The sequence below is a fragment of the Ruegeria sp. CK3 genome (genome assembly GCF_056536565.1).
On the sequence record NZ_JBQFPV010000010.1, the window covers coordinates 13,806 to 35,884 of the forward strand.

At 59.7% G+C, this 22,079-nt stretch carries 24 protein-coding genes; 9 read left to right on the plus strand and 15 right to left on the minus strand.

Annotated elements, in window-relative coordinates; translation table 11 throughout:
* Window positions 1–3: 3 nt before the first annotated feature.
* Window positions 4–1,017: a hypothetical protein gene (locus ACR0C3_RS15890; protein ID WP_480759380.1), complete on the minus strand. Its 1,014-nt coding sequence runs from the start codon at window positions 1,015–1,017 to the stop codon at window positions 4–6.
* A gap of 138 nt (window positions 1,018–1,155) precedes the next feature.
* On the opposite strand from ACR0C3_RS15890, the gene ACR0C3_RS15895 reads away from it, so the two are divergent.
* The 3 genes from ACR0C3_RS15895 to ACR0C3_RS15905 all read left to right on the plus strand — a co-directional run bounded on the left by ACR0C3_RS15895 (window position 1,156) and on the right by ACR0C3_RS15905 (window position 3,698).
* Window positions 1,156–2,091 carry a DMT family transporter gene (locus tag ACR0C3_RS15895; RefSeq protein ID WP_480759381.1) on the plus strand — a complete coding sequence of 312 codons (936 nt, stop codon included), beginning with the start codon at window positions 1,156–1,158 and terminating at the stop codon, window positions 2,089–2,091.
* Entirely contained in the window at window positions 2,088–2,750 is a 663-nt protein-coding gene (locus tag ACR0C3_RS15900; RefSeq protein ID WP_480759382.1) for a sulfotransferase family 2 domain-containing protein, read from the plus strand. The genes ACR0C3_RS15895 and ACR0C3_RS15900 overlap by 4 nt, the downstream gene beginning before the upstream one ends.
* A 162-nt stretch (window positions 2,751–2,912) precedes the next feature.
* Window positions 2,913–3,698, plus strand: a complete 786-nt coding sequence (locus ACR0C3_RS15905; RefSeq protein ID WP_480759383.1) for a Hint domain-containing protein — start codon at window positions 2,913–2,915, stop codon at window positions 3,696–3,698.
* 42 nt (window positions 3,699–3,740) lie between these two features.
* Here the strand turns inward: ACR0C3_RS15905 and ACR0C3_RS15910 are convergent, their stop codons facing one another.
* The 8 genes from ACR0C3_RS15910 to ACR0C3_RS15945 all read right to left on the minus strand — a co-directional run bounded on the left by ACR0C3_RS15910 (window position 3,741) and on the right by ACR0C3_RS15945 (window position 11,463).
* On the minus strand, window positions 3,741–5,942 hold the full coding sequence (locus ACR0C3_RS15910) for a 3-hydroxyacyl-CoA dehydrogenase NAD-binding domain-containing protein (RefSeq protein ID WP_480759384.1): 2,202 nt from the start codon (window positions 5,940–5,942) through the stop codon (window positions 3,741–3,743).
* Entirely contained in the window at window positions 5,935–6,423 is a 489-nt protein-coding gene (locus ACR0C3_RS15915; protein ID WP_480759386.1) for a cupin domain-containing protein, read from the minus strand. The genes ACR0C3_RS15910 and ACR0C3_RS15915 overlap by 8 nt, the downstream gene beginning before the upstream one ends.
* Window positions 6,423–7,634 (minus strand): acetyl-CoA C-acetyltransferase, encoded by a 1,212-nt coding sequence (locus ACR0C3_RS15920; protein WP_480759388.1) that lies wholly within the window; start codon window positions 7,632–7,634, stop codon window positions 6,423–6,425. The genes ACR0C3_RS15915 and ACR0C3_RS15920 overlap by 1 nt, the downstream gene beginning before the upstream one ends.
* 11 nt (window positions 7,635–7,645) lie before the next feature.
* Complete coding sequence (locus ACR0C3_RS15925) at window positions 7,646–8,284, minus strand: glutathione S-transferase family protein (protein WP_480759390.1); 639 nt, start codon at window positions 8,282–8,284, stop codon at window positions 7,646–7,648.
* 61 nt (window positions 8,285–8,345) lie between these two features.
* Window positions 8,346–8,558, minus strand: a complete 213-nt coding sequence (locus ACR0C3_RS15930; protein ID WP_170374251.1) for a hypothetical protein — start codon at window positions 8,556–8,558, stop codon at window positions 8,346–8,348.
* 55 nt (window positions 8,559–8,613) lie between these two features.
* Window positions 8,614–10,395: an acyl-CoA dehydrogenase C-terminal domain-containing protein gene (locus ACR0C3_RS15935; RefSeq protein ID WP_480759391.1), complete on the minus strand. Its 1,782-nt coding sequence runs from the start codon at window positions 10,393–10,395 to the stop codon at window positions 8,614–8,616.
* Between the two features lie 42 nt (window positions 10,396–10,437).
* Entirely contained in the window at window positions 10,438–10,839 is a 402-nt protein-coding gene (locus tag ACR0C3_RS15940) for a MerR family transcriptional regulator (RefSeq protein ID WP_170374246.1), read from the minus strand.
* 255 nt (window positions 10,840–11,094) lie between these two features.
* A complete protein-coding gene (locus ACR0C3_RS15945; protein ID WP_170374244.1) occupies window positions 11,095–11,463 on the minus strand; it encodes a MerR family transcriptional regulator in 369 nt (122 codons plus the stop codon).
* Window positions 11,464–11,574: 111 nt separating this feature from the next.
* On the opposite strand from ACR0C3_RS15945, the gene ACR0C3_RS15950 reads away from it, so the two are divergent.
* From ACR0C3_RS15950 to ACR0C3_RS15960, 3 genes are read left to right on the plus strand one after another with little or no spacing between them, the layout of a single operon-like run.
* Window positions 11,575–11,994: a PaaI family thioesterase gene (locus tag ACR0C3_RS15950; protein WP_170465671.1), complete on the plus strand. Its 420-nt coding sequence runs from the start codon at window positions 11,575–11,577 to the stop codon at window positions 11,992–11,994.
* 1 nt (window position 11,995) lies between these two features.
* Window positions 11,996–12,514, plus strand: coding sequence for a PaaI family thioesterase (locus ACR0C3_RS15955; RefSeq protein WP_480759393.1), 519 nt, complete (start codon window positions 11,996–11,998; stop codon window positions 12,512–12,514).
* Window positions 12,515–12,516: 2 nt separating this feature from the next.
* The gene (locus ACR0C3_RS15960; RefSeq protein ID WP_425083177.1) at window positions 12,517–13,833 is read left to right on the plus strand and encodes an MATE family efflux transporter; all 1,317 of its coding nucleotides are present in this window, start codon (window positions 12,517–12,519) and stop codon (window positions 13,831–13,833) included.
* Here ACR0C3_RS15960 and arsC read toward each other — a convergent pair.
* Genes arsC through ACR0C3_RS15980 form a run of 4 tightly spaced genes read right to left on the minus strand, consistent with a single transcriptional unit; the run spans window position 13,830 to window position 15,989 of the window.
* A complete protein-coding gene (arsC, locus tag ACR0C3_RS15965) occupies window positions 13,830–14,171 on the minus strand; it encodes an arsenate reductase (glutaredoxin) (RefSeq protein WP_480759394.1) in 342 nt (113 codons plus the stop codon). The two genes, ACR0C3_RS15960 and arsC, sit on opposite strands and share 4 nt — an antisense overlap.
* Window positions 14,168–15,226, minus strand: coding sequence for a quinone-dependent dihydroorotate dehydrogenase (locus tag ACR0C3_RS15970; protein ID WP_480759395.1), 1,059 nt, complete (start codon window positions 15,224–15,226; stop codon window positions 14,168–14,170). The genes arsC and ACR0C3_RS15970 overlap by 4 nt, the downstream gene beginning before the upstream one ends.
* On the minus strand, window positions 15,223–15,654 hold the full coding sequence (locus ACR0C3_RS15975) for a DUF1330 domain-containing protein (protein WP_480759397.1): 432 nt from the start codon (window positions 15,652–15,654) through the stop codon (window positions 15,223–15,225). Before ACR0C3_RS15975 ends, ACR0C3_RS15970 begins: the two co-directional genes overlap by 4 nt.
* Complete coding sequence (locus ACR0C3_RS15980) at window positions 15,651–15,989, minus strand: DUF952 domain-containing protein (RefSeq protein WP_480759399.1); 339 nt, start codon at window positions 15,987–15,989, stop codon at window positions 15,651–15,653. Before ACR0C3_RS15980 ends, ACR0C3_RS15975 begins: the two co-directional genes overlap by 4 nt.
* A gap of 108 nt (window positions 15,990–16,097) precedes the next feature.
* Here ACR0C3_RS15980 and ACR0C3_RS15985 point away from each other — a divergent pair, with 108 nt between their 5' ends.
* The 3 genes from ACR0C3_RS15985 to mnmH all read left to right on the plus strand — a co-directional run bounded on the left by ACR0C3_RS15985 (window position 16,098) and on the right by mnmH (window position 19,531).
* A complete protein-coding gene (locus ACR0C3_RS15985; protein WP_480759400.1) occupies window positions 16,098–17,681 on the plus strand; it encodes a bifunctional metallophosphatase/5'-nucleotidase in 1,584 nt (527 codons plus the stop codon).
* Window positions 17,682–17,765: 84 nt separating this feature from the next.
* Window positions 17,766–18,431: an SOS response-associated peptidase gene (locus ACR0C3_RS15990; protein WP_480759622.1), complete on the plus strand. Its 666-nt coding sequence runs from the start codon at window positions 17,766–17,768 to the stop codon at window positions 18,429–18,431.
* A gap of 47 nt (window positions 18,432–18,478) precedes the next feature.
* A complete protein-coding gene (gene mnmH / locus ACR0C3_RS15995) occupies window positions 18,479–19,531 on the plus strand; it encodes a tRNA 2-selenouridine(34) synthase MnmH (RefSeq protein WP_480759402.1) in 1,053 nt (350 codons plus the stop codon).
* On the opposite strand, the gene selD is transcribed toward mnmH, so the two are convergent.
* Window positions 19,522–21,681 carry a selenide, water dikinase SelD gene (selD, locus tag ACR0C3_RS16000; protein WP_480759403.1) on the minus strand — a complete coding sequence of 720 codons (2,160 nt, stop codon included), beginning with the start codon at window positions 21,679–21,681 and terminating at the stop codon, window positions 19,522–19,524. The two genes, mnmH and selD, sit on opposite strands and share 10 nt — an antisense overlap.
* Window positions 21,682–21,686: 5 nt before the next feature.
* Window positions 21,687–22,073, minus strand: a complete 387-nt coding sequence (locus tag ACR0C3_RS16005; protein ID WP_170374220.1) for a Na+/H+ antiporter subunit G — start codon at window positions 22,071–22,073, stop codon at window positions 21,687–21,689.
* Window positions 22,074–22,079 lie beyond the last annotated feature (6 nt).

Below are 22,079 nucleotides of genomic sequence, written 5' to 3' on the forward strand. Positions count from 1 at the left end.
CGATTACTCGCTGCAGATGTTTTGAAGCTGGACCCAATCGCGGTCCGGCAGCACCTGTTCCAGTGTGCGTCCTGCCATTGGGTCGGCCTCGATCAGGCCAAGAACCGTTTCCCCGGTTACATCCCGCGCATAGGCATATGGGGTCGAGGGCAGGGCGGCCTGAGCAAAAACTGCCAATAGCGCCTCATCCGTCAGGGACGGACGGGGTTCCGACAGAACTTGCTCGGTATAGCTGTCGACGATCTCGGGCGTCAGGCCTCCGGTCGTCAGCAGGCGAAAGGCCGATGAGGCACCGGTTCGGTCCAGAACATCATCCAGAGGGTCTTTTGCCGCGATACGGGCGCGCTCGGCGATGACATAGCCGGCGGCCACGGCGGGATCTTCATGATCCTCGACCAAGGCCCGGTTCAACAAGACAGTCCCGCCCGGCAGGCTGAGGCTGTCCTGCACCCCGGCGGGCAGGATGATGATCTGCCGCACGCCCGTGCGCTTGGCCAGCCGGTCCAAAGAGGCCTGCGCATCGCGTGAGGCACAAGCGCGCCCCGAGACCCGCTCGATTCGTTTCAGAATCTCATCGCCGATGTCCTGCCGTTTGACCTCGGGCACGACCGAGACCACGTGGTTTTGCAGTGCCCCGGGCAACCAAAGCAGCAACACCGCCAGCACAGCGGCGACGACGCCTGCGACGCTAAACCAGCGCAACCGACCAGGATGCGGGCGTGAGCGGTCGATGGCGCGCTGCAACCGGTCGATGGCCTCAAGCATGGTCTTTTCGCTTTCGGCCAGTTCCAGCGTTTCGTCCGGGTCGCCATCAGGGTTGAAAATCGCAGGGAAACTGCCCGGATTCTGCCGCTCCAATGCGGCCAGAGACCAGTGCGTCAGCGCCCGGTCATTGAAATCTGAGATTGTCAGGGTCGCCTCACCAATCGAGACCACAACCTCGCGCCGCTGTTCATCGGGCGAGGAACGCCACAGACCGGTGGCTTCGATCCGCTGATACTGTTTCAGGGCCGTCATCTGGATTGGGCTGCTCGTGTTTTTCTTTTGCCAAAGCATAGCATGTGGAAATCACGGGGCGCAAACCTGTTGCGCAGGCTTTCAGAAATATGCTGGATGGCACAAGCGCTGTAGCGCGCATCTAACCCGAGGCAGGACATGCAGCCAGGCAAAGAAACGCTCCCCTTTTTGGCCTCGGTGCTGATGGTCTCGGCAATGGCCATTCTTGGCGTGATCGACAATGTGGTGATCCTGCTGGCCGAAACCATCGGGCTGTGGCAGTTCCATCTCAGCCGTGCTGTTTTGATGTTGCCTTTGATCATCGGGCTGTCCCTGTTGGGTTTGGGAAGCCTGCGGCCAAAACGGCTGCGGTTTGTCTTGCTGCGCAGTGTTCTGATCGCGACGGGCATGCTGTTCTATTTCGCCTCGCTGGCGTTGATGCCGATTGCGCAGGCCCTGGCGGGCTTGTTCACCTCGCCGATGTTCGTGCTGTTGATTTCTGCATTGGGCCTAAAACAGGTCATCGGACCATGGCGCATCGGCGCGGTTCTACTGGGGTTTGTTGGCATCTTGTGCGTGTTGCAACCCAACCCGACTGAGTTCGACGTCAGGACCTTTTTGCCGGTTGTCGGAGGGTTCTTCTACGCTCTCAGCGTGATTGTCACGCGGACTTATTGCTCGGATGAAAGCACAGTCGCCCTTCTGGCCAACAACATGCTTGTTCTGGGCGTTGCCGGGGCCATCGGTTTAATCGTTTTCACGGCCTTTCCCGCGTCCGGACCCGATGGTCCCGAAGGTTTTGTGACCCGTGGTCTGGTCCTCGATATGCGCGCTGCCTTGCCATGGGTCGCGGTTCAGGCCGTCGGGTCCACCGTGGCCGTCTTCATGATGATCAAGGCCTATCAGGTCGGTGAGCCCTCATTCGTTGCCGTGTTTGAATATTCAATCATGATCTTCGGGCCACTGTTCGCCTGGGTCGCCCTTGGACAGACGATCGGAGTGATGCAGATCTTTGGCATCGGTCTGATCGCAACAGCCGGCGCGGTTTTGGGCTGGAGAGCCAGGCGCGCGGCCCCCGAGCAGGAGGTCGCATGATCATTTCTCGCGGCCGCCGCTACGTGTTCGTGCACATGCCCAAGACGGGGGGAACCTCACTGGCCTTGGCGCTGGAGCAGCGGGCCATGAAGGATGACATCCTGTTAGGAGACACGCCCAAGGCCTTGAAACGGCGGCGGCGCGCCAAGGAACTGACCGCGCGGGGGAGGCTGCACAAACACGCGACGCTTGCGGATATCGACGGGGTGTTGCCAGAGGGTGAACTTGAGGCAATGTTTGCTTTCACGTTGGTCCGCAACCCATGGGATCGCATGGTCAGCTATTACCACTGGCTGCGATCTCAGAGCTTTGCGCATGAGGCCGTCACCCTGTCGCAGCAATTGGAGTTCGAGCCTTTTGTCCTGCACCCAACCATTCGTCGTTCGTTTCAGGACCATCCGGCGCGGCGCTACATGACCCGCGCGGATGGAGGCGAACAGTGCCAACTGTTCGTACGGTTGGAACAGTTCGAAAGAGACGCGCCGCCTCTGTTTCACCATTTGGGGTTTGAGGTGGATTTGCCCCATATCAACCCCTCGGACCGGCAGGCAGACTATCGGGCATACTATTCCGACAGATCCGCCCAATCCGTGGCAGAAGCCTGCGCAGAAGACATCCAGAGATTCGGCTACGCCTTTGACGCAACGTCCGGCTCATAGTTTCCGATTGGTCGATAAACCCACTCCTGCACTGCTTTCTGTCGCGAAAAACCCCTCGTTTTAACCCAAATTGGGCGTAAATACGGCCAAACTAAGACGGAAAACCGCTGCGTCTGCTATCTCTTGAGATGTGAGTATTTGTGCCAAAAGGGGGTTCGGCACGTGTTGGAAGTAGTGAGTTTTTCGGATGTTTCCGAGTATCAGGACGATGCGGATTTGCCAGTAGCGCTGGACGCAGTGTCATCGCGCAGAGGAGGGTTCCTGCACGGAACCAAAATCGCGACCACCAGTGGATGGAAACTGATCGAGCGTATCGCCGCCGGAGATCTGGTTCGAACGCTGGATCACGGTTTTAAGGAGGTCCGCAGGGTCTCGACCAGTTGGGTCAATATCCCGGCGGGCGAGAGGCGATCAGCCTATCTACCCATTTTTGTGCCCGCGCGGGCGGCTTATAATGGGCGGGCGGTCTGGTTGATGCCGGAACAGGGCGTCGCGCTGGATCGCGGCAAACTGGACCTGACGGATCAAGGTGTATCGGTGGTGCCTGCGCGGCTTCTGGACGGGGCCTGTCGGTTGTCCTCGCAGTCGCCGGGATCGTCCTTCGAGGTCACGACCCTGTTCTTCGACCAGGACGAGGTGATCTATATCGAGGGTGGCTTGCAAGCCTATTGCCCTTCGGGGCGCTTCAGCCGCACGTCTGGTCAGGCAAAAGAGTATGCGGTGGCTGACGAAGACACTGCGACTGCGTTGGTCGGTGCGCTTGCAGCAAGTGGTGAGATTTCGGCGCTGGCGAACCCATTGGGCGCTTTGCCTGCTCCGATCCCAACGGATCCGATTTTCCCGATCCGCCCAGCGGCGGGTATTCGCAGGCCCGGGCGGCCTGGTCGACCAGATGCACCGGTTCTGTTTCTCCGGCCTGAATGGCAAACCGCTCCGGCTGTTCAGTAAGGAAGACGCAGGCGCAAGGGGAGTTGCGCCTGCGTCGCTTTATTAAGCGGCTTTGGCGTCCGGGTTGAACCGGCCATAGAAGCTCTGACCTTTTTCAGCCATTTCACGCAGCAGCGGCGGGCAGGCGAAACGCGCGCCATAGGCCTCGGCCAGTTGATCACAACGCTCGGCCGCGTAGGGCGTACCGATGATGTCCAGCCAACTGAGCGGACCACCGGACCAAGGCGCAAAGCCCCAACCCAGAATTGCGCCCACGTCACCTTCTCGGATGTCTTCCAGAACACCTTCTTCCAGCGCACGGACGGCTTCCAGAACCTGTGCGAACATCAGACGTTCCTGCACCTCGATCAGGTCAGGCTGCTCGGCGGCCAGCGGGTACTTGTCCTGCAGACCCTTCCAATATTCGACGCGCTTGCCCTTGTCGTCATAGTCGAAGAAGCCAGCATTGGCCTTGCGACCCAGACGGCCCTGTTCCTCCATCCAGAAGATCAGATCGTCCGAGGGGCTTTCGGGATAGGCATCACCCATCGCCGCTTTGGTCGCGCGCGCAATCTTGGCACCCAGATCAATTGAGGTTTCGTCGGTCAGTTGGATCGGTCCGACCGGGAAGCCCAACTGACGCGCCGCGTTGTCGATCAGGATGGGGCTGACGCCCTCGGTGATCATGCGCGCACCTTCGTTGATGTAGGGAATGATGCAGCGATTGGCGTAGAAGAAGCGCGCATCGTTGACCACGATCGGCGTCTTGCGGATCTGGCGCACATAGTCCAGAGCCTTGGCGACCGCGCGGTCCCCGGTTTCCTTGCCTTTGATGATCTCGACCAGGAACATCTTCTCGACCGGCGAGAAGAAGTGGATGCCGATGAACTGCTCAGGCCGCACTGAGGCTTTCGCCAGATCGGTGATCGGCAGGGTCGAGGTGTTCGATGCAAAGATGCAGTCTTCGGGGATGATCGCCTCGACCTTCTTGGTCATCTCAGCCTTGACGCCGGGGTCTTCGAACACGGCCTCGATGATCAGGTCGCAGCCTTTCAGATGCTCTAGGTCAGCGGTGGCTGTGATCTGCGCCAGCAGGGCCTCTTTCTTCTCAGCGGTGGCTTTGCCGCGCTTGATACCCTTGTCCATGTAGCTTTCGGAGTAAGCCTTGCCCTTGTCAGCGGCAGCCTGATCACGGTCGACCAAAACAACCTCCATCCCGGCCTGCGCCGAGACCAGAGCGATACCGGCACCCATCATGCCAGCGCCCAGAACACCGACCTTTTTAACGCGCTGATCGGCCACATCTTTGGGGCGGACCGCGCCTTTCTCCAAGGCTTCCTTGTTCAGGAATAACGACCGGATCATGGCCGACGACGAGGGATTCATCAGGACGTTTGTGAACCAACGCGCCTCGATCTTCAGGGCGGTGTCGAAGTCGACCAACGCCCCTTCGTAGATCGAGCTCAGCAGAGCCTTTGCCGCCGGGAAGGCGCCTTGGGTCTTGCCGTTCACCATTGCGTTGGCGCCGACGAATGTCATGAAGCCGGCAGGGTGGTAGGGCGCGCCGCCGGGCATCTTGTAGCCCTTGGCGTCCCAAGGCTTGACCAGATCGGCGTCCTTGGCTTTCAGAACCCATTCCTTGGCTGCTGCGACCGGATCGTCCGAAACATCGTCGATCAGCTGAGCGCCCTTGGCTTTCTTCGGATCCATCATCTTGCCTTCCAGCAGGACAGGGGCCGCCGCCATCGCACCAACCATACGGCTATAGCGCATGGTGCCACCACCACCGGGGAAGATGCCCAGCAGGATCTCAGGCAGGCCAATCTTGGCCTTGGCGTTCAAGGTCATAACGCGGTGGTGACAGGCCAGAGCGATTTCGGTCCCGATCCCGGCGCAGGTGCCGTTGATGGCACAGGCGATCGGTTTGCCGCCCTTCTTGGTCTTGGGGTCCATGCCCGCCAGTTCCAACTTGCGCAGGATGTGGTGGCCGCCCATGACAAAATCGAAGAGCGCTTGCGCTGGTTCATCACCGGCCTCCTGACGGATGGTGGCGAGGGTATTCAGATCCATGCCACCCGCGAATGAGCCTTCTTTGCCCGAGGTGATAACGATCCCTTTGATCTCATCATCGCTCAGGGCCTGATCGATCAGCTGGCTTACCTCCTGAAAGGCCTCGCGGGTCAGAACGTTCATGGATTTACCCTGGGCGTCCCAGGTCACAAAGGCGACGCCGTCTGCGTCTTTGGTCAGAGTGAAATCAGTCATTGTCATCTCCAATCTGGTCAGCCGTCAGTGGGCTGCCGTCTTTCCGGGTGAAAGAGAATCCGTTCTCATCATCCTTCACCATCATGTCTATGTCGCTGTAGTAGCCGGTCTCGGTCGGGGTCCGTGTGCCCACCACCAGAAAACTCGCGGGCGCATCTGTCTTGTTCACAAGGTGATGGCCGTTGGCCTCACCGGCTGGCCAAGCGGCGCAGTCGCCGGGCAGCATCTCATGCTCACCATCGTCATCGATCAGCACGCATTTGCCGCTGAGCATAATGGCAAACTCGTCCTGCTCCATGTGGTAGTGGCGCAGCGAGGACAAAGCCTGCGGTTCAAGCCGTACGATGTTGACCCCGAACTGGGTCAGTCCACCTGCATCTCCGACGCCTTGGTTGAAACGGCCACCGACCGCTTCTGCGAGTTTGCCGGGATAAGACGAGCCACCCTTGAACGGGATCTGAGAGAGATCCAGCTTGGGCATCAGACCCGCTCGATAATGGTTGCCGCGCCCATGCCGGACGCAATGCAGAGCGTGGCGAGACCGGTCTCTTTGTCCTGACGCTCCAGCTCATCCAGCAGCGTGCCGATGATCATCGCACCGGTAGCACCCAGCGGGTGACCCATTGCGATCGAGCCGCCGTTGACGTTTACCAGCGCCGGATCGACGTTGAACGCCTGCTGGAAGCGCAGCACGACCGAGGCGAAGGCTTCGTTCACTTCGAACAGGTCCAGATCGCTGATTTTCATGCCGTTGTCGGCAAGGATCTTCTCGGTCACCGGAACCGGGCCGGTCAGCATGATGGTCGGGTCGGTGCCGATCTTCGCGGTTGCCTTGATGCGGGCGCGGGGTTTCAGGCCGTATTTCTCACCGAATTCCTTGTTGCCGATCAGAACAGCGGCTGAGCCGTCAACGATTCCCGAGCTGTTGCCCGCGTGATGGATGTGGTTGATCCGCTCCAGATGCGGGTATTTCAGCATCGCTACTTTGTCGAAGCCCGGCATTTGCTCACCCATCATCTGGAAGGACGGGTTCAACGCGCCGAGGCTCTGCATGTCAGTGCCGGGGCGCATATATTCGTCGCGATCCAGAATGGTCAGGCCGTTTTGGTCTTTGATGGTGATGACCGACTTCTCGAACCGGTTGTCTTCCCAAGCCTCTGCCGCGCGTTTCTGAGACTCAACGGCCAGCGCATCGGCATCGTCGCGGGTGAACCCATACTCGGTCGCGATGATGTCGGCCGAGATACCCTGCGGTACGAAATAGGTGTCCATTGCTAGCGTCGGGTCTACGGCAATCGCAGCCCCGTCGCTGCCCATGGCCACGCGGCCCATCATCTCAACACCACCAGCGATATAGGCGTCGCCCGCGCCGCCTTTAACCTGGTTCGCGGCCAGGTTCACGGCTTCCATGCCCGAGGCGCAGAACCGGTTGATCGCAAGACCGGGGATCGACTGGTCGAGGTCCGAGGCCAGAACCGCCGAGCGCGCCAGACAGCCGCCTTGCTCCATGACTTGGGTGACGTTGCCCCAGATCACATCCTCAACGGCGTGGCCTTCGAGGTTGTTGCGTTCCTTGATCGCGTTCAGGGTCAAGGCGGACAGGCGCACCGAGGTTACCTCGTGCAGGCTGCCATCCTTACGGCCCTTGCCGCGCGGCGTGCGCAGGGCGTCATAAATGTAAGCTTCGGTCATGGGTCTTCTCCTTAAGCTCGATCCGACGGGTTGCCGGGCATCAGGTCATAGGGGTGTTTCCAGCCGGGCTGCTCGGACAGGCGTTGCAGCCAGGCGTCGATGTTGGGCCAGTCGGCACGGTCAAAGCCGAATGGTTCGGGATAGTAGAGGTAGCCGCAGCAGCTGAGATCGGCGTTGGTCACGCCATCCCCAACAATCCAGTCGCGGCCCTCAAGGCGGTTGTTCAGCACATCATAGGCCGCTTTCAGACGGCCTTGGTTGAAGGCAATCACATCGGCATTGCGGTGTTCTTCAGGCAGAAAGTTCATCAGAAACCGCGTCATGCCAGCCATTGAGCTGAGCTTGTGGTTGTCCCACAGCACCCAGCGAAGGATCTCGTAATTCTCTTCCCGCGTCTTGCCGCCGAACTTGCCGGATTTCTCGGTGACATAGGCCTGGATCGCGCCGGATTGGGAGGTTTTGAAATCACCGTCGATCAGGAAGGGCGCTTCGCCCATTACATTGACGTCCGAGCGGAACTCGGGGCTGCGGGTGACGCCTTTGAAGAAATCGACAAAGACCGGCTCCCAGTCGAGGCCGGACATTTCCAGCGCCAGAGCGGCTTTGTATGAATTGCCGCTTTCACCGAAGCAGTGCAGTTTTATGGTCATGCGGTCGCCCCTCCCGTGGCGTTTTTTTGCATCGTCCGCCCAAGCTTTTCGGCCTTGGTGCCTAGCGCTTGCGTGCCTCCAACTCGGAATTGAAGAGGCGCAACCGATGGGTCAGGTTGTCTTCGTCAATGACGCTGTTGAAATTCTCGAACAGAAAAGACAGCGCTTCGCCTTCATCCAACCCGGCCTCGCGGGCAAAGCCGCGGAGTTTGCGATAGCCGTCCTCGGTCATGGCGACCGGGAAACGGCGGGTCAGGCGAAAGCGTTTGGGCATTCGGTCTCCTCCGAATAGTAGGGCCCGAGCTGTGATGCCCGAGCCCAGACTTTGATCAGAAGTTCGCCACGTCCAGAACCATCACTGTATCTGCGCCGGTCTGAATGCGGGAAAGATGCATCGCAGTCGCGGGCAGGCGGCGGGCCATGTAGAAACGGCCGGTGTTGATCTTGGTCTCGTAAAATTCTTTGTCTGAGGCTCCACCGTCCAGCGCATCTTGAGCGGCCTTCGCCATCTGCGCCCACATTAAGCCCAGGCAAACATGACCGAACATGTGCATGAAGTCATAAGACCCGGACAGAGCGTTGTTGGGGTTCTTCATACCTTCCTGCATGAAGTACATGCCAGCGGCCTGCAGGTCTTTCGATGCGGCTTTTAGCGGTTCGATGAAGGCTTTGTCATAGGCTTCGTTCTGGCCTGCGTTTTCCTTACAGAAGGTTTTGACCATCTCGAAGAACGCCATGACATGCTTGCCGCCATCCTGCGCCAGCTTACGGCCGACAAGATCAAGCGCCTGAACGCCGTTCGCGCCTTCGTAGATCATGGCAATACGGGCATCGCGGGTGTATTGCGACATACCCCACTCTTCGATGTAGCCATGGCCGCCATAGACCTGCTGCGCCTGAACGGTCATGTCGTAGCCTTCGTCCGTCAGGAAGCCCTTGATGACTGGTGTCAGCAGCGAGATCAGCCCGTCCGCGTCCTTGTCACCCGAGCGGTGCGCCTTATCGATCATAGTTGCGCCCCACAGGATGAACGCACGCGCGCCCTCGGTGAAGCTTTTCTGATCCATCAGGTTGCGGCGGATGTCGGGGTGAACGATCAGCGGATCGGCGGGGCCGTCCGGGTTCTTCACACCTGTTACGTCACGGCCCTGCAGGCGGTCTTTTGCGTATTCTACAGCGTTCTGATACGCAGCTTCGGCCTGCGACAGGCCTTGCATGCCCACACCCAAACGCGCTTCGTTCATCATGGTGAACATGGCGCGCATGCCTTTGTGTTCGTCGCCCAGCAGCCAACCGGTGGCCTCGTCATAGTTCATGACGCAGGTCGAGTTGCCGTGGATGCCCATCTTCTCTTCGATCTTGCCGACCGAAACGCCGTTGCGCTCGCCCGGGGTGCCATCTTCGCTAACGATGAACTTGGGCACGATGAACAGCGATACGCCCTTGATGCCCTCGGGGCCACCGGGGATTTTGGCCAGAACCAGGTGGATGATGTTGTCGGCCATGTCGTGATCACCGGCCGAGATAAAGATCTTCTGGCCCGAGATTTTATAGCTGCCGTCGCCCTGAGGTTCCGCCTTGGTGCGCATCAGACCCAGATCGGTACCGCAATGCGGTTCGGTCAGGTTCATGGTGCCGGTCCATTCGCAGCTGATCATGTTCGGCAGGTATTTGTTCTTCTGCTCGTCCGAGCCGTGCGCCAGAATGGCCGAGGCCGCACCATGGGTCAGGCCCTGATACATCGTGAACGCCTGGTTCGCGCCCGAGAACATCTCTCCCACGGCCGTTCCAATCACGTAGGGCATGTTCTGGCCACCATACTCTTCCGGCATGTCGAGGCCAGTCCAGCCGCCTTCTTTCATCTGCTCGAAGGCATCCTTGAAGCCTGTGGGCGTGTAGACCACACCATTCTCCAAACGGCATCCTTCTGTGTCGCCGACCACATTCAGCGGGTGAAGAACATTGGTGGCGACCTTGCCAGCTTCTTCCAGAACGGCGCCGGTAAACTCGGCCTCTAGTTCGTTGTAACCCGGAATGTCAGAGCCCGAGATTTTCAGGACATCATGCAGGATGAACTGTGTGTCTTTTGTTGGCGCGTTGTAGACGGGCATGTGAAGCTCCCTTAATTCATATGTCCGGAGGGCAGGGCGAAGTTATTCGGCCGCCTTCTTTTCCTGTTTCATCGAGGCGATGACTTTTTCGCCCCAGCGCAACTGCTCTTTCAGATCGTCGATGGCCTGTGTCAGCTCTTCACGGCGCGATTCCATATCGGCCAGACGTTCGCACGCGATTTCATAGGTGCGCGACATCTGGGTCACCTGCTGGTCGCCCACGTGATACAGGTCCAAAAGCTGGCGAATTTCCTCAAGGCTGAAACCAAACCGCTTGCCACGCAGAATCAGCTTTAGCCGCGCGCGATCGCGTTTGGTGAACAGACGCTTCTGACCCTCGCGGATCGGAAACAGAAGTTCCTTCGCCTCGTAGAACCGCAAGGTGCGGGGTGTGACATCATAGGTCTCGCACATTTCACGGATGGTCATCAGATCTTCGGTCATTCGTCATACTCTCGTCACTGGCGTCGTCCGAATAGAGTTGCGCAGTTGCTGGACGCTTTACAACATGTAGGTGACGTTTACGTAATCCAGACGCTGCGTCATTTCTAAGTTGACGTAACTTCCAGTCGCGTAATGACGGGTTTTGCGAAATTTTCTTTCCCTAGGGGCAAGGGAAATTCGCCCTCAGATTGGTCCGAGGACGCGATTCCAAGGTGCTTTGCTTGGTCACACCAGAACCCAGACGGGCAGGGTGTTCTACTTGATGGACTTGGCCGTTTGGTCCCGAAGCTGTTTGAGGGCATCCATCGCCTCGTCCAGCTGCGCGCGCTGCTGACGCAGCTCTTCCATCTGGCGATCTGCCATTTCTACGAAAGTTGCCATCTGCGCTTCGTTGCCTTGATCTTCGTAGATCAACAGCCACTGGCGAATCTCTTCCAAAGGAAATCCGAATTTCCGGCCGCGCATGATCAGCGTCATGCGGGCGCATTCTCTGGGGCCATAGTACCGGGATCGCCCTTCACGGTCGGGCTGCAAGAGCTCGATGTATTCGTAGTAGCGCAGAGTGCGCGGAGTCACGTCGAACTCGGCGCACATCTCTTTGAATGACAAACGGTTGTCGGACATTCGGGGTCTCCTCGGCAGCAACCTAGGACGTCATGCGAACAAGCGCAACAGGTGGGCTTGCCCTTTGATCGGATGGCGGCTCATAAAGGGGCAAGACAACAGGATATGATCATGGTCGACAAAGCAAAGCTAGCCCGACAGTTTATCGAAGCCATTCCGCACGCGCGCGCGATGGGCCTTCATCTTAGCCAGATCGGGGAAGGTGAAGCCGAGATAACAATGCCTTACAACGAGGATCTGATCGGAGATCCGCGCACGGGCGTGATCCACGGCGGCGCGATTTCGACCATCCTGGATACCTGCTGCGGGGCTGCAGTCATGAGCCACCCGTCTTCTCCGGGCGGAACAGCGACGATTGATTTGCGCATCGACTATATGCGTGCGGCCACGCCAGGGCAGAGCATCACCGCTCGGGCCAATTGCTATCACATCACCCGAAATGTGGCCTTTGTGCGGGCAACGGCGATGGATGACGATCTTGACCTGCCAGTGGCGACCGCCTCGGGGTCGTTCACGGTTGAGGGGAAGTAATATGGCCCGTTCCCGTCCCGAACCTATGCAGGTTGTCAAACAACGGCGCGACGCCGCCTTGCGCGCTTTGGTTGATGGTGTGCCCTATATCCGGTTTCTCAATATCAGTTTTGACCGGCGCGGGGATGAACTGACTGGCGTGCTGAACTTTGACGAGAAACTGATCGGCAACCCGTTTCTTCCAGCCCTTCATGGCGGCGTTACCGCGGCGTTTCTTGAGGTCACTGCCGTCATAACGCTGAGTTGGGAGCACATGTTCTTGGACATCGAAAGTGGTGAAATTGATGCCGAGGCCATTGTTACGGATGAATCGATCCGCTTTCCCAAAACCATCGACTTTACGGTCGACTACCTGCGCTCGGGCTTGCCGCGCGACGCCTATGCGCGTGCCTTTGTGAACCGGGCCGGACGGCGTTACGCCTCGGTTCGGGTTGAGGCGTGGCAAGACAACCATGCCAAGCTGTTTGCACAGGCGACGGGGCATTTTTTGATGCCGCAACAGCCTCGCGACAAGGACTGAGAATGCAGGATGCCTCGGCACCCATAACTCACAAACGGGTGCTGAAGATCGCGGTGCCCATTGTGTTGTCGAATGCGACTGTGCCGATCCTTGGGGCGGTGGATACCGGCGTTGTCGGGCAGATGGGGGCGGCTGCTCCGATTGGCGCGGTGGGCATGGGCGCGGTGATCCTGTCCGCGATCTACTGGGTTTTCGGCTTTCTTCGCATGGGTACAACGGGCCTTGCCGCGCAGGCGCGTGGGGCCGGAGAGAGCGCCGAGATGCGCGCCTTGCTCATTCGTGGGTTGATGCTCGGCGGGGCGGCGGGCCTTGTGTTTATCCTTGCCCAGGTCGCGATCTTCAGTGGCGCGTTTTGGCTATCCCCGGCCAGCCCCGAGGTTGAAACACTCGCGCGCTCTTACCTTGAGATTCGGATCTGGGGGGCACCCGCGACCATTGCCTTATATGCGATCACAGGCTGGCTGATCGCTGTTGAGCGGACGCGGGGAGTGTTCCTTCTACAGATCTGGATGAACGGTCTCAACATCGTGCTTGACCTTTGGTTCGTTCTTGGGCTGGGCTGGGGCGTCGAAGGCGTGGCGATTGCAACCCTGATCGCGGAGTGGACCGGTTTGGCACTGGGTCTGTGGCTGTGCCGGGATGGGTTTGCCGGGCAAATCTGGCACGACTGGCCGCGCATTTTCGATGCCACCCGGCTGCGGCGGATGGTGCAGGTGAACGGTGATATCATGATCCGCTCGGTTCTGCTGACGGGCTCGTTCACCACCTTCCTGTTCGTCGGGTCCGATTTGGGAGACGTCAATCTGGCGGCCAATCAGGTTCTGCTGCAATTCCTGGAAATCACCGCTTTTGCGCTGGACGGATTCGCCTTTTCTGCCGAGGCGCTGGTCGGAGGCGCGGTTGGCGCACGGGACCGATACCAAGTGCGGCGCGCCTCGGTCATGGCGTCTCAGTGGGGTGTCGGTGGCGCGGTGCTTCTCAGTGCCGTTTTCTTCTTTGCAGGTCCGGTGCTGATTGATCTGATGTCCACCTCTCCCGAAGTACGCGAGGCAGGACGCACGTTCCTGTTCTGGGCGGCCTTGGCTCCGATCATCGGTGTCGCAAGCTGGATGTTCGACGGTATCTATATCGGGGCCACATGGACCCGCGACATGCGCAATGCGATGCTGCAATCGGTAGCGATCTATGTGGTCGCTTTGTTCATTCTGGTACCCGCGTTCGGCAATCATGGCCTGTGGGCCGCGCTTATGGTTCTGAACCTTGCGCGCGGCGTGACGATGGGTTGGCGCTATCCGAAGCTTGAAGCTCAGGTGGCTTAGAGAAGGGCGAGTAGATTTTCAGGTGGGCGGCCAAATGCGGCTTTAGCGCCTGAAATGGCCAGAGGACGTTCGATGAGGATCGGGTTGTCGGCCATGGCTTGGATCAACTCCGCGTCCGGCGCGTCCTTTGAAAGGCCCAGCTCCTTGAACCGCTTCTCGCGCGTGCGCATCATCTTGATGGCTGGCAGGTCCAGCAAGGATTGCACAGCCCGCAATTCGTCGACCGAGGGTGCGTTTTCTAGGTATTTGCGAACCTCGATCTCTGCACCTCGCTCCTCCAGCAAGGCCAATCCCATTCGGGATTTTGAACAACGCGGGTTGTGCCAATATTCGATCACAGCCAATCCTCTCGTTTGCTGCCCACAGCCTGTGCAACGGTGTCAAACCCATCGCGGGTCAATAGGTCATCAAGACCCTGTGCGATATCGGCAGCCAAGGACAGGCCGCCATAAACCATTGCGGTATAAAACTGCACTGCCGACGCGCCTGCGCAGATCTTGGCGTAGGCCTGTTCCGCTGAGCTGACACCGCCCACACCGATCAGAGGGATTCTGCCATCGGCCAGCTGGCTCAACCGGGCCAGAACGCGGGTGGATTTCTCAAACAGTGGCGCACCGGACAGGCCGCCTTTTTCGTCCTTGTGCGCGCTAAGCAGCCCGTCGCGCGACAGAGTTGTGTTGGTTGCGATGACCGCATCCACACCCGTTTCCGAGGCCACTTCGCCGATGTCCTGCAATTCATCCTCGGTCAGGTCAGGCGCGATTTTCAGGAAAATGGGCAGAGGGCGCGGTAGAGCATTCCGCGTCTCGATCACACCACTCAACAAAGCGCCTAGAGCCGCCTTGCCCTGAAGATCGCGCAGCTTTTCGGTATTGGGGGATGAGACATTGACCGTCGCGAAATCCAGATGCGCGGCGCAATGGGCCAGCACTTTGGCAAAATCACCAGGCCGGTCATCGCTATCCTTGTTGGCCCCGAGGTTCAGGCCGATCACCGCATCCTTGGGACGGTTGGCCAACCGTTCGGCCATCACCTCCATACCTTCATTGTTGAAGCCGAAACGGTTGATGGCGGCTTTGTCTTCGGTCAGGCGGAACAGGCGGGGTTTCGGGTTGCCGGGTTGCGGGCGCGGGGTCACCGCTCCGACCTCGATGAAACCGAAACCGGCGCGGGACAGAGGGGCCAGAACCTCTCCGTTCTTGTCGAACCCGGCGGCGAGGCCTACGGGGTTGGGCAGGCGCAGCCCTGCGAGTTCGGTCTGTAGGCGCGATGACGTCACCGGTCCGGGCGTTGGGGCCAGGCCGGCCTTCAGGGCCTTGATCGACAGACCATGGGCCGTTTCAGGGTCCATACGGTGCAGGGCGGCGAGGCCCAGTTTCTCTGTCAGTTTCATCCGAAAGACGCGCCTCCTTGCGCGGTGCCGCAGCGGATCAGGCGGGAGGTTGCGACAGCGGCCTGACGGTGAACCACCGCAGCCCGGTAAGCCGGGTCTGTTACCATCTCAAGAAACGCATGGGCGGTGGGATAGCGGGCAATGAACACTTCATCCCAAGCCTCGTCCTGCGGTCCGATCAATGTGGTCTGAAACGCCCCACGCCACAGGATCGACGCCCCGATCCTGGCGATAATCGGAGCGGTCTCAGTCCCGTAGTGGCGATAGGCTGCGGCGCCTGTCAGCCCCTGATCCGCCAAGGCGTGGCCCACCGGGTAGTCGGCCTTGGTGCGAAACCTTACAAGGTTCAGCATCTCGATGGGTTGATCCCGATCCAATGCCTTGAAGGCTTCGAACTGTTCGCGGTCGGGATCAATGTAAGCGGTCATACCATCTCGCTCGGGAACTGGTGGGTTTGGCCATCGAAGGGCAGGGGGCGAGCCCAGACCACGTCGCTGAGCCGGATTTGGCGGTAGAGATGCGGAAACAACGCCCCACCACGCGACACTTCCCATTTCAGGTCGTCGCCCATGGCGTCAGCGTCGCAGCCAAGCAGTGTCAGTCCTTCGACGCCGGTAAAATGTTTGGCTGCGGTTTCAGCCGCCTGTTCGGCTGTCGAAAAGTGGATGAACCCGTCAGCAATATCAATTGGCGCACCATCCGTTGCGCCATTTGCCTGCAAAGCGGCCCATTCCTCGGCCCGGAATATCTTGTAGATCAGCATGAGGGTCTGATGCCCCGCATAGCCCGTGGAATCAAGCCGGATTTCCCCCTTTGACTCTTCCGCCGCATCAGCGCACGATCCCGAAAAACAATGACAGGGAGTTTCAACATGGTAAGCCGCCTTTTGACGTCGGTCGCGATCCTCGGCCTGAGTGCAGGCATCGCTGCTGCCGACTACAAGCTGACCATTCTGCACACCAACGACATTCACAGCCGGATCGAGTCGATCAACAAATACGATTCCACTTGCGATGCTGAAGATGAAGCCGAAGGGAAGTGTTTTGGCGGTGTGGCGCGTCTGAAAACAGCCGTTGACGCCAAGCGCGCCGAACTGGCGGATGAGAATGTACTTTTGCTGGATGCGGGCGATCCGTTTCAGGGCTCGTTGTTCTACACGACCTACAAAGGTGCCGCCGAGGCCGAGTTCATGGAAGCGATCGGTTATGACGTGATGGCCGTCGGCAACCACGAGTTCGATGACGGGCCGGAAGGTCTCGCGGCCTTTATCGATGCGGTCAGCTTTCCCGTGATCTCGGGCAATCTGGACCTGTCGTCTTCTGCTGAGCTGAAGGACAAGGTGCAAAACCACGTGGTGCTTGAGGTGGGTGGCCAGAAGATCGGCATCATCTCGGCCCTGGCCACCGATACGGTGGACACGTCCAGCCCGGGCAAGGACGTCATTTTCCAAGATGAGGTCGAAAGCCTGAAGGCGGATGTGGCCGCTTTGGAAGCCGAAGGTGCGGACATCATCATCGCGCTGAACCACGTGGGTCTGGCTCAGGACATTAAGATCGCCGAACAGGTGCCCGGCCTTGATCTGGTTGTCGGTGGGCACTCGCACACCCTGCTGTCCAACACGGATGAGGACGCGGCAGGTGCGTACCCGGTGATGGTGGGCGAAGTTCCGGTGGTTCAGGCCTATGCCTATTCGAAATATCTCGGCGAAATCACACTGACCTTTGATGATGACGGCAATCTGATTTCGGCAGAGGGTGAGCCGATTCTGTTAGATGCCTCCGTCACACCGGACGAGGGCATCGCGGCCCGCGTCGCAGAAATGGGCGCCCCGATTGAAGAGATGAAGGGCCGCGTTGTAGCCAGCTCAGCTGCAACCATCGAAGGCTCGCGTGATGTCTGCCGTGTGCAGGAATGCGAGATGGGCAATCTGGTTGCAGATGCCATGCTGGCCCGCGTTGCGGATCAGGGCGCTCAGATCGCGATTGCGAATGCGGGTGGTCTGCGTGCCTCGATCGACGAAGGCGAGGTCACCATGGGCGAAGTCCTGACGGTCCTGCCGTTCCAGAACACCCTATCGACCTTTGAGATCAACGGTCAGGGCGTGATCGACGCACTTGAAAATGGCGTAAGCCAGGTTGAAGAGGTCAAAGGTCGGTTCCCACAGGTCGCAGGCCTAACCTTCACTTGGGACCCCTCAGCCGCTCCGAACGAAGGACGCATCACCGAGGTGATGGTCGCCGATAGTGACGGTTTTGTTCCGATTGATCCCTCGGCCACTTATCTGGTTGTGACCAACAACTACGTGCGCAACGGTGGTGACGGCTACAGCGTCTTCGAAGGTGACGACAAGAATGCCTATGACTTCGGCCCGGATCTGGCGGATGTGACTGCAGAGTACCTGGCAGAAAATGCGCCGTACCAGCCTTATCTGGATGGTCGTATCAAGCAGAAGTAAGACCTGAAAAGCCGTGCCCGTTGGGTGCGGCTTTTTTTGGCTGAAATCGCATCCCGCAACGATCCGGGATTGGACAACGGACTGATGTGCGGACGGTTTGCAATCACTTTGCCCAATGACGCGATGGCGCAGCTGTTTGCCGCGCGCCCTGCCAATGCCTTGCCCAAGGTGCCCAACTATAACGTCTGCCCGACCAATCAGGTTCATGTCGTTCGCGCAGGCGATTCTGGTCGTCGGCTGGATGCGCTGCGCTGGGGCTTTCTGCCCCATTGGTACAAGGCTGAGAATGCAGGCCCTTTGTTGATCAACGCACGGGCTGAGACACTGGCTGAGAAACCCGCTTTTCGCGATGCTTGCCGATCGCGGCGCTGCCTGATCGTGGCGACAGGGTTTTTTGAATGGACCAAGACCCAACAAGGGACGCGCCTACCATGGTACATCCACCGCAAGGACGGTGCGCCCATCGCCTTTGCAGGTGTCTGGCAGGATTGGGGGCCGGAAGAGGCGCGGCAATCCACCTGTGCCATCGTGACGACTCAGGCGAACCAGAACCTATCGGCCATTCACCACCGAATGCCTTTGATCTTAGAGCCCGACGATTGGTCCCTTTGGTTGGGAGAGGCGGGCAAAGGTGCCGCGCGGTTGATGCAACCGGGCGCCGAAGACGTGCTGGAGTTTCATCGTGTCGACCCCGCCGTGAACTCCAACCGGGCGTCTGGCCCAGACCTGATCGAAGTCATCGAGGACTAGCTGCGGATGCGTTCCCCTTTCTTGCGACCAATAGACAGGCGCTTGGTATGGCGCTGAAATTCAACGATTTACCGCAGCTTTATGCGCATGGATTTGATGAGGTCATCGACGTCCGCAGCCCGGCAGAATTTGCTGAAGACCACCTGCCGGGGGCGATCAATCTGCCGGTTCTGGACAATGAAGAACGCGCGCGGGTCGGCACGATCTACAAACAGCAAAGCCCTTTTCTGGCGCGAAAGCTCGGGGCGGCGCTGGTGTTTCGCAATGCCGCCAACCATATCGAGCATCGCCTCAGCCATCATGAGGGGAACTGGCGGCCCTTGGTCTATTGCTGGCGCGGAGGGCAACGTTCGGGCTCGTTTACATGGATGTTGCAACAGATCGGCTGGCAGGCGGATTTCGTCGATGGAGGTTATCGGACCTATCGTCGGCTGGTGAAGGCCTACCTGTACGACCAGCCGCTACACTTCCAACTGATCGCGCTGGATGGCTACACTGGCACCGCCAAGACCGAGTTGTTGCACCATCTGGATCGCCGCGGCGTGCAAGTGGTTGATCTGGAGGGGCTTGCCAACCATCGTGGCTCACTGCTGGGGGAAAGGCCAGGTGGGCAGCCCAGTCAGAAGGCTTTTGAGTCCGCCCTGTCAGCCGCATTTTGCGCCCTGGACCCATCTCGCCCTGTGGTGGTTGAGGCGGAGTCGTCGAAAATAGGCGATCGCATCCTGCCACCCAGCGTCTGGACCGCGATGTGCGCCGCGCCGCGTATTCATATAGACGCGCCTTTGTCTGCCCGGTCGGCTTACTTGACTAAGGCGTATGACGACATCTTGTCGGATACCGAGCGCCTTCGGGATCGCTTGTCTCCACTGCGATCTCATCGCGGGCATGAGGTCGTGGACGGGTGGTTGAACCTCATGTCGTCCGGCGACAAACAAGCTTTGACGCGTGCGTTGATGGAGCAGCACTATGATCCAGCCTATGCCAAATCCCAGCGTCAACACCCGGCCAAGATTTTGGCGCGGATCGAGATTGCGCAGTTGGATGACAATGGCCTGAGGGGCGCGGCGGATCGCATCAAAAACACGCTGGATCAGCTTTGAAGCTTCAACCCCGGAGTGTCGGTCAAATGCCCGATCCGCGCAGCCGGGTAACCCGCCGCTCGCAGATCCTCTAGCAGTTTCTCGGCGATTTCGGGTGCAACGGCAGCCAATAGCCCACCCGCTGTTTGAGGGTCGAACAACAGTGCCGCTTTGCCGCCCATGGGCAGCTCGGGCGCGATAGAACGGTTATCTGCAAAAAGGGTCGATTGGATGCCTGCGTCACTCAGCTCGATGGCTCCGGGCATCACGGGGACGGCCTCAAGATCAAGCACCGCACCGCAATCTGAAGCCTCGCACAGCCCGTTCAAGTGCCCGGCCAAGCCAAACCCCGTGACGTCAGTCATCGCGTGGGCCTCCGCCAGAATGCGGGACGCTGCGCCTTGCGGTTGGGTCATCATCTCATAGGCTTGCGCGACCGTTGCGCCCTCGGCGCGTCCGGCCATTTCAGCGGCCATAAGAATGCCGCTGCCGATGGGTTTGGTCAGGATCAGCACATCGCCGGGCCTGCCGCCCGCCAGGGTGATCGGGTCTTTGGCGCAAAGCCCCGTCACCGTAAAGCCAATCGTCATCTCATCGCCCATTGAGCTGTGTCCGCCGACGATCTCGGCTCCGAAGTCTCGCATGACGTCGTTGGCCGTGCGCATGATCTCGGAAAGTGTCCGTTCCTGTAGGTCAGAAGACATGCGGGGCAGAATGAGAGTGGCCGTTGCAGCTTGCGGCGCGGCCCCCATAGCCCAAATGTCCCCCAGTGCGTGGACGGCGGCGATACGGGCCATCAGGACCGGGTCATCGGTGACACTGCGCAGGTGGTCCGTGGTGATGACCTGCCGCGCGTTCCCGGTTGTCAGCAGCGCGGCGTCGTCTCCGGGCAGCGCCGTCACGTCTTGACGCAATGGCTCAGGCAGCGCGACCAAAGCGCTGCGCAGCGCGCCGCGACCGAGTTTTGCCCCGCAGCCGCCGCACATGGGTTTGTCACCAAGGGTTTCGACCATACCGGCGGCATGGGCGCGCGGGAGGGCGGGGGTCGCCATGGCAGGGAGATTGCGGAACTTGTTCATGAAGCTCTGGTCGATATGGTCCTTCCAGCGCCACATCAGAGCGCCGCTGAACGACGTGCCCAGGCGTTCGGCCAATGCGGACTTGCCGCCCAATGAGATCAGCTTGAGATAGTCCTTCTGCGGGACATAGCGCTGCATGGTCCCGGTCCCCAGGGCCGCGCGCAGGTTGTTGAACAACACCGGAGCCTCGCGCACCGCGTAGACGCCCGCCTTGGGGCGCGGATTCTCGGTCAGGTGGGCGCAGTCTCCGGCGGCGAAGACGGCGGGGTCGCTGGATTGCAGCTGGCCGTTCACGCGGATGAAACCCTCGTGCAGGTCCAGCCCGGTGTGCTGGATCCAGCTATAGGGTCTCGCCCCTGCAGCGCCGGTCACAAACTCGGCAGGAATCTGGAGGCCATCGTCCAGTGCGACATGATCTGTGGTGATCTCTTTGATCGAAACTCCTTCGAGCACGTCGATGCCAAGACCGGCCATAGCCTTGCGGATCGTCGCCGCGGCCTTTGGGCCGGTCGCTGTCAGGGCCGAGGCATTGTCGATCAGCGTGATCCGCGCGGGTTTGCCCTTGGTTTTCAGCGCATGGGCCATGGCCATCGCCAGCTCGACCCCAGCGACGCCTCCCCCTATCACAGCCACCGAGGCAGGGCCGGTGCGGTCCAGATATGCAGACCAACGCGCGGCAAAGGCGCCCAAGGGTTTGGCCGGAACGGCATGGTCTGCAAAACCTGGCAGGGCGGGCATGTCCGAGGTGATCCCGACATTGACCGAGGCGACGTCGTAAGCCACCGGAGGGCGCCCCGGCATGTGCACATGGCGCTGGTCGGTGTCGATCTCATCAACCGCGCCCAGAATGACCCGCGCGCCCGCGAAACGGGCCAGTCGGACCAGATCAATGTCCAGATCAGAGCGGGAGTAATGACCGGCGACAAAACCGGGCAGCATCCCTGAATAGGGCGCAGTCGGGCCGGGGTTGATCAGGGTCACGCGCGCGCCGGGCAGGGGGTTCATGCCCCATTTGCGCAGCAGCAGAGCATGGGTGTGACCTCCGCCAATCAAAACCAGATCACGGGTCAGGGGCAGCGGAAGGTTATGCATCAGGGTCAGTTCGTGCTGTGATCAGGGACGTCTTCAACCTGCTCGACCGCGTGGGTGGCCCAAAGCTCATCCTCGCCCGCATCCGGCAGATCCTGCGGCTTTTCATGACGATGAATGTGCCATTTGGCAATGAACAGGGCCGTGATCGGGGCCGTCAGAAACAAAAACAGCGTGATCAGCAGCTCATGCATCGATAGCTTGCCCTCAAGCAGCACGGAATGTGCGATCGAGGCCAATAGAACGCCGCCGACACCCAGCGTTGTCGCTTTGGTCGGCGCGTGCAGGCGCGACATCGGGTCTTTCAGTTTGATCATCCCAAACGATCCAACGAAGCCGAAGATACCCGACATGATCAGGAAGGCGGCAATCAGCAATTCGACGAGAAATGTCATGTCGCC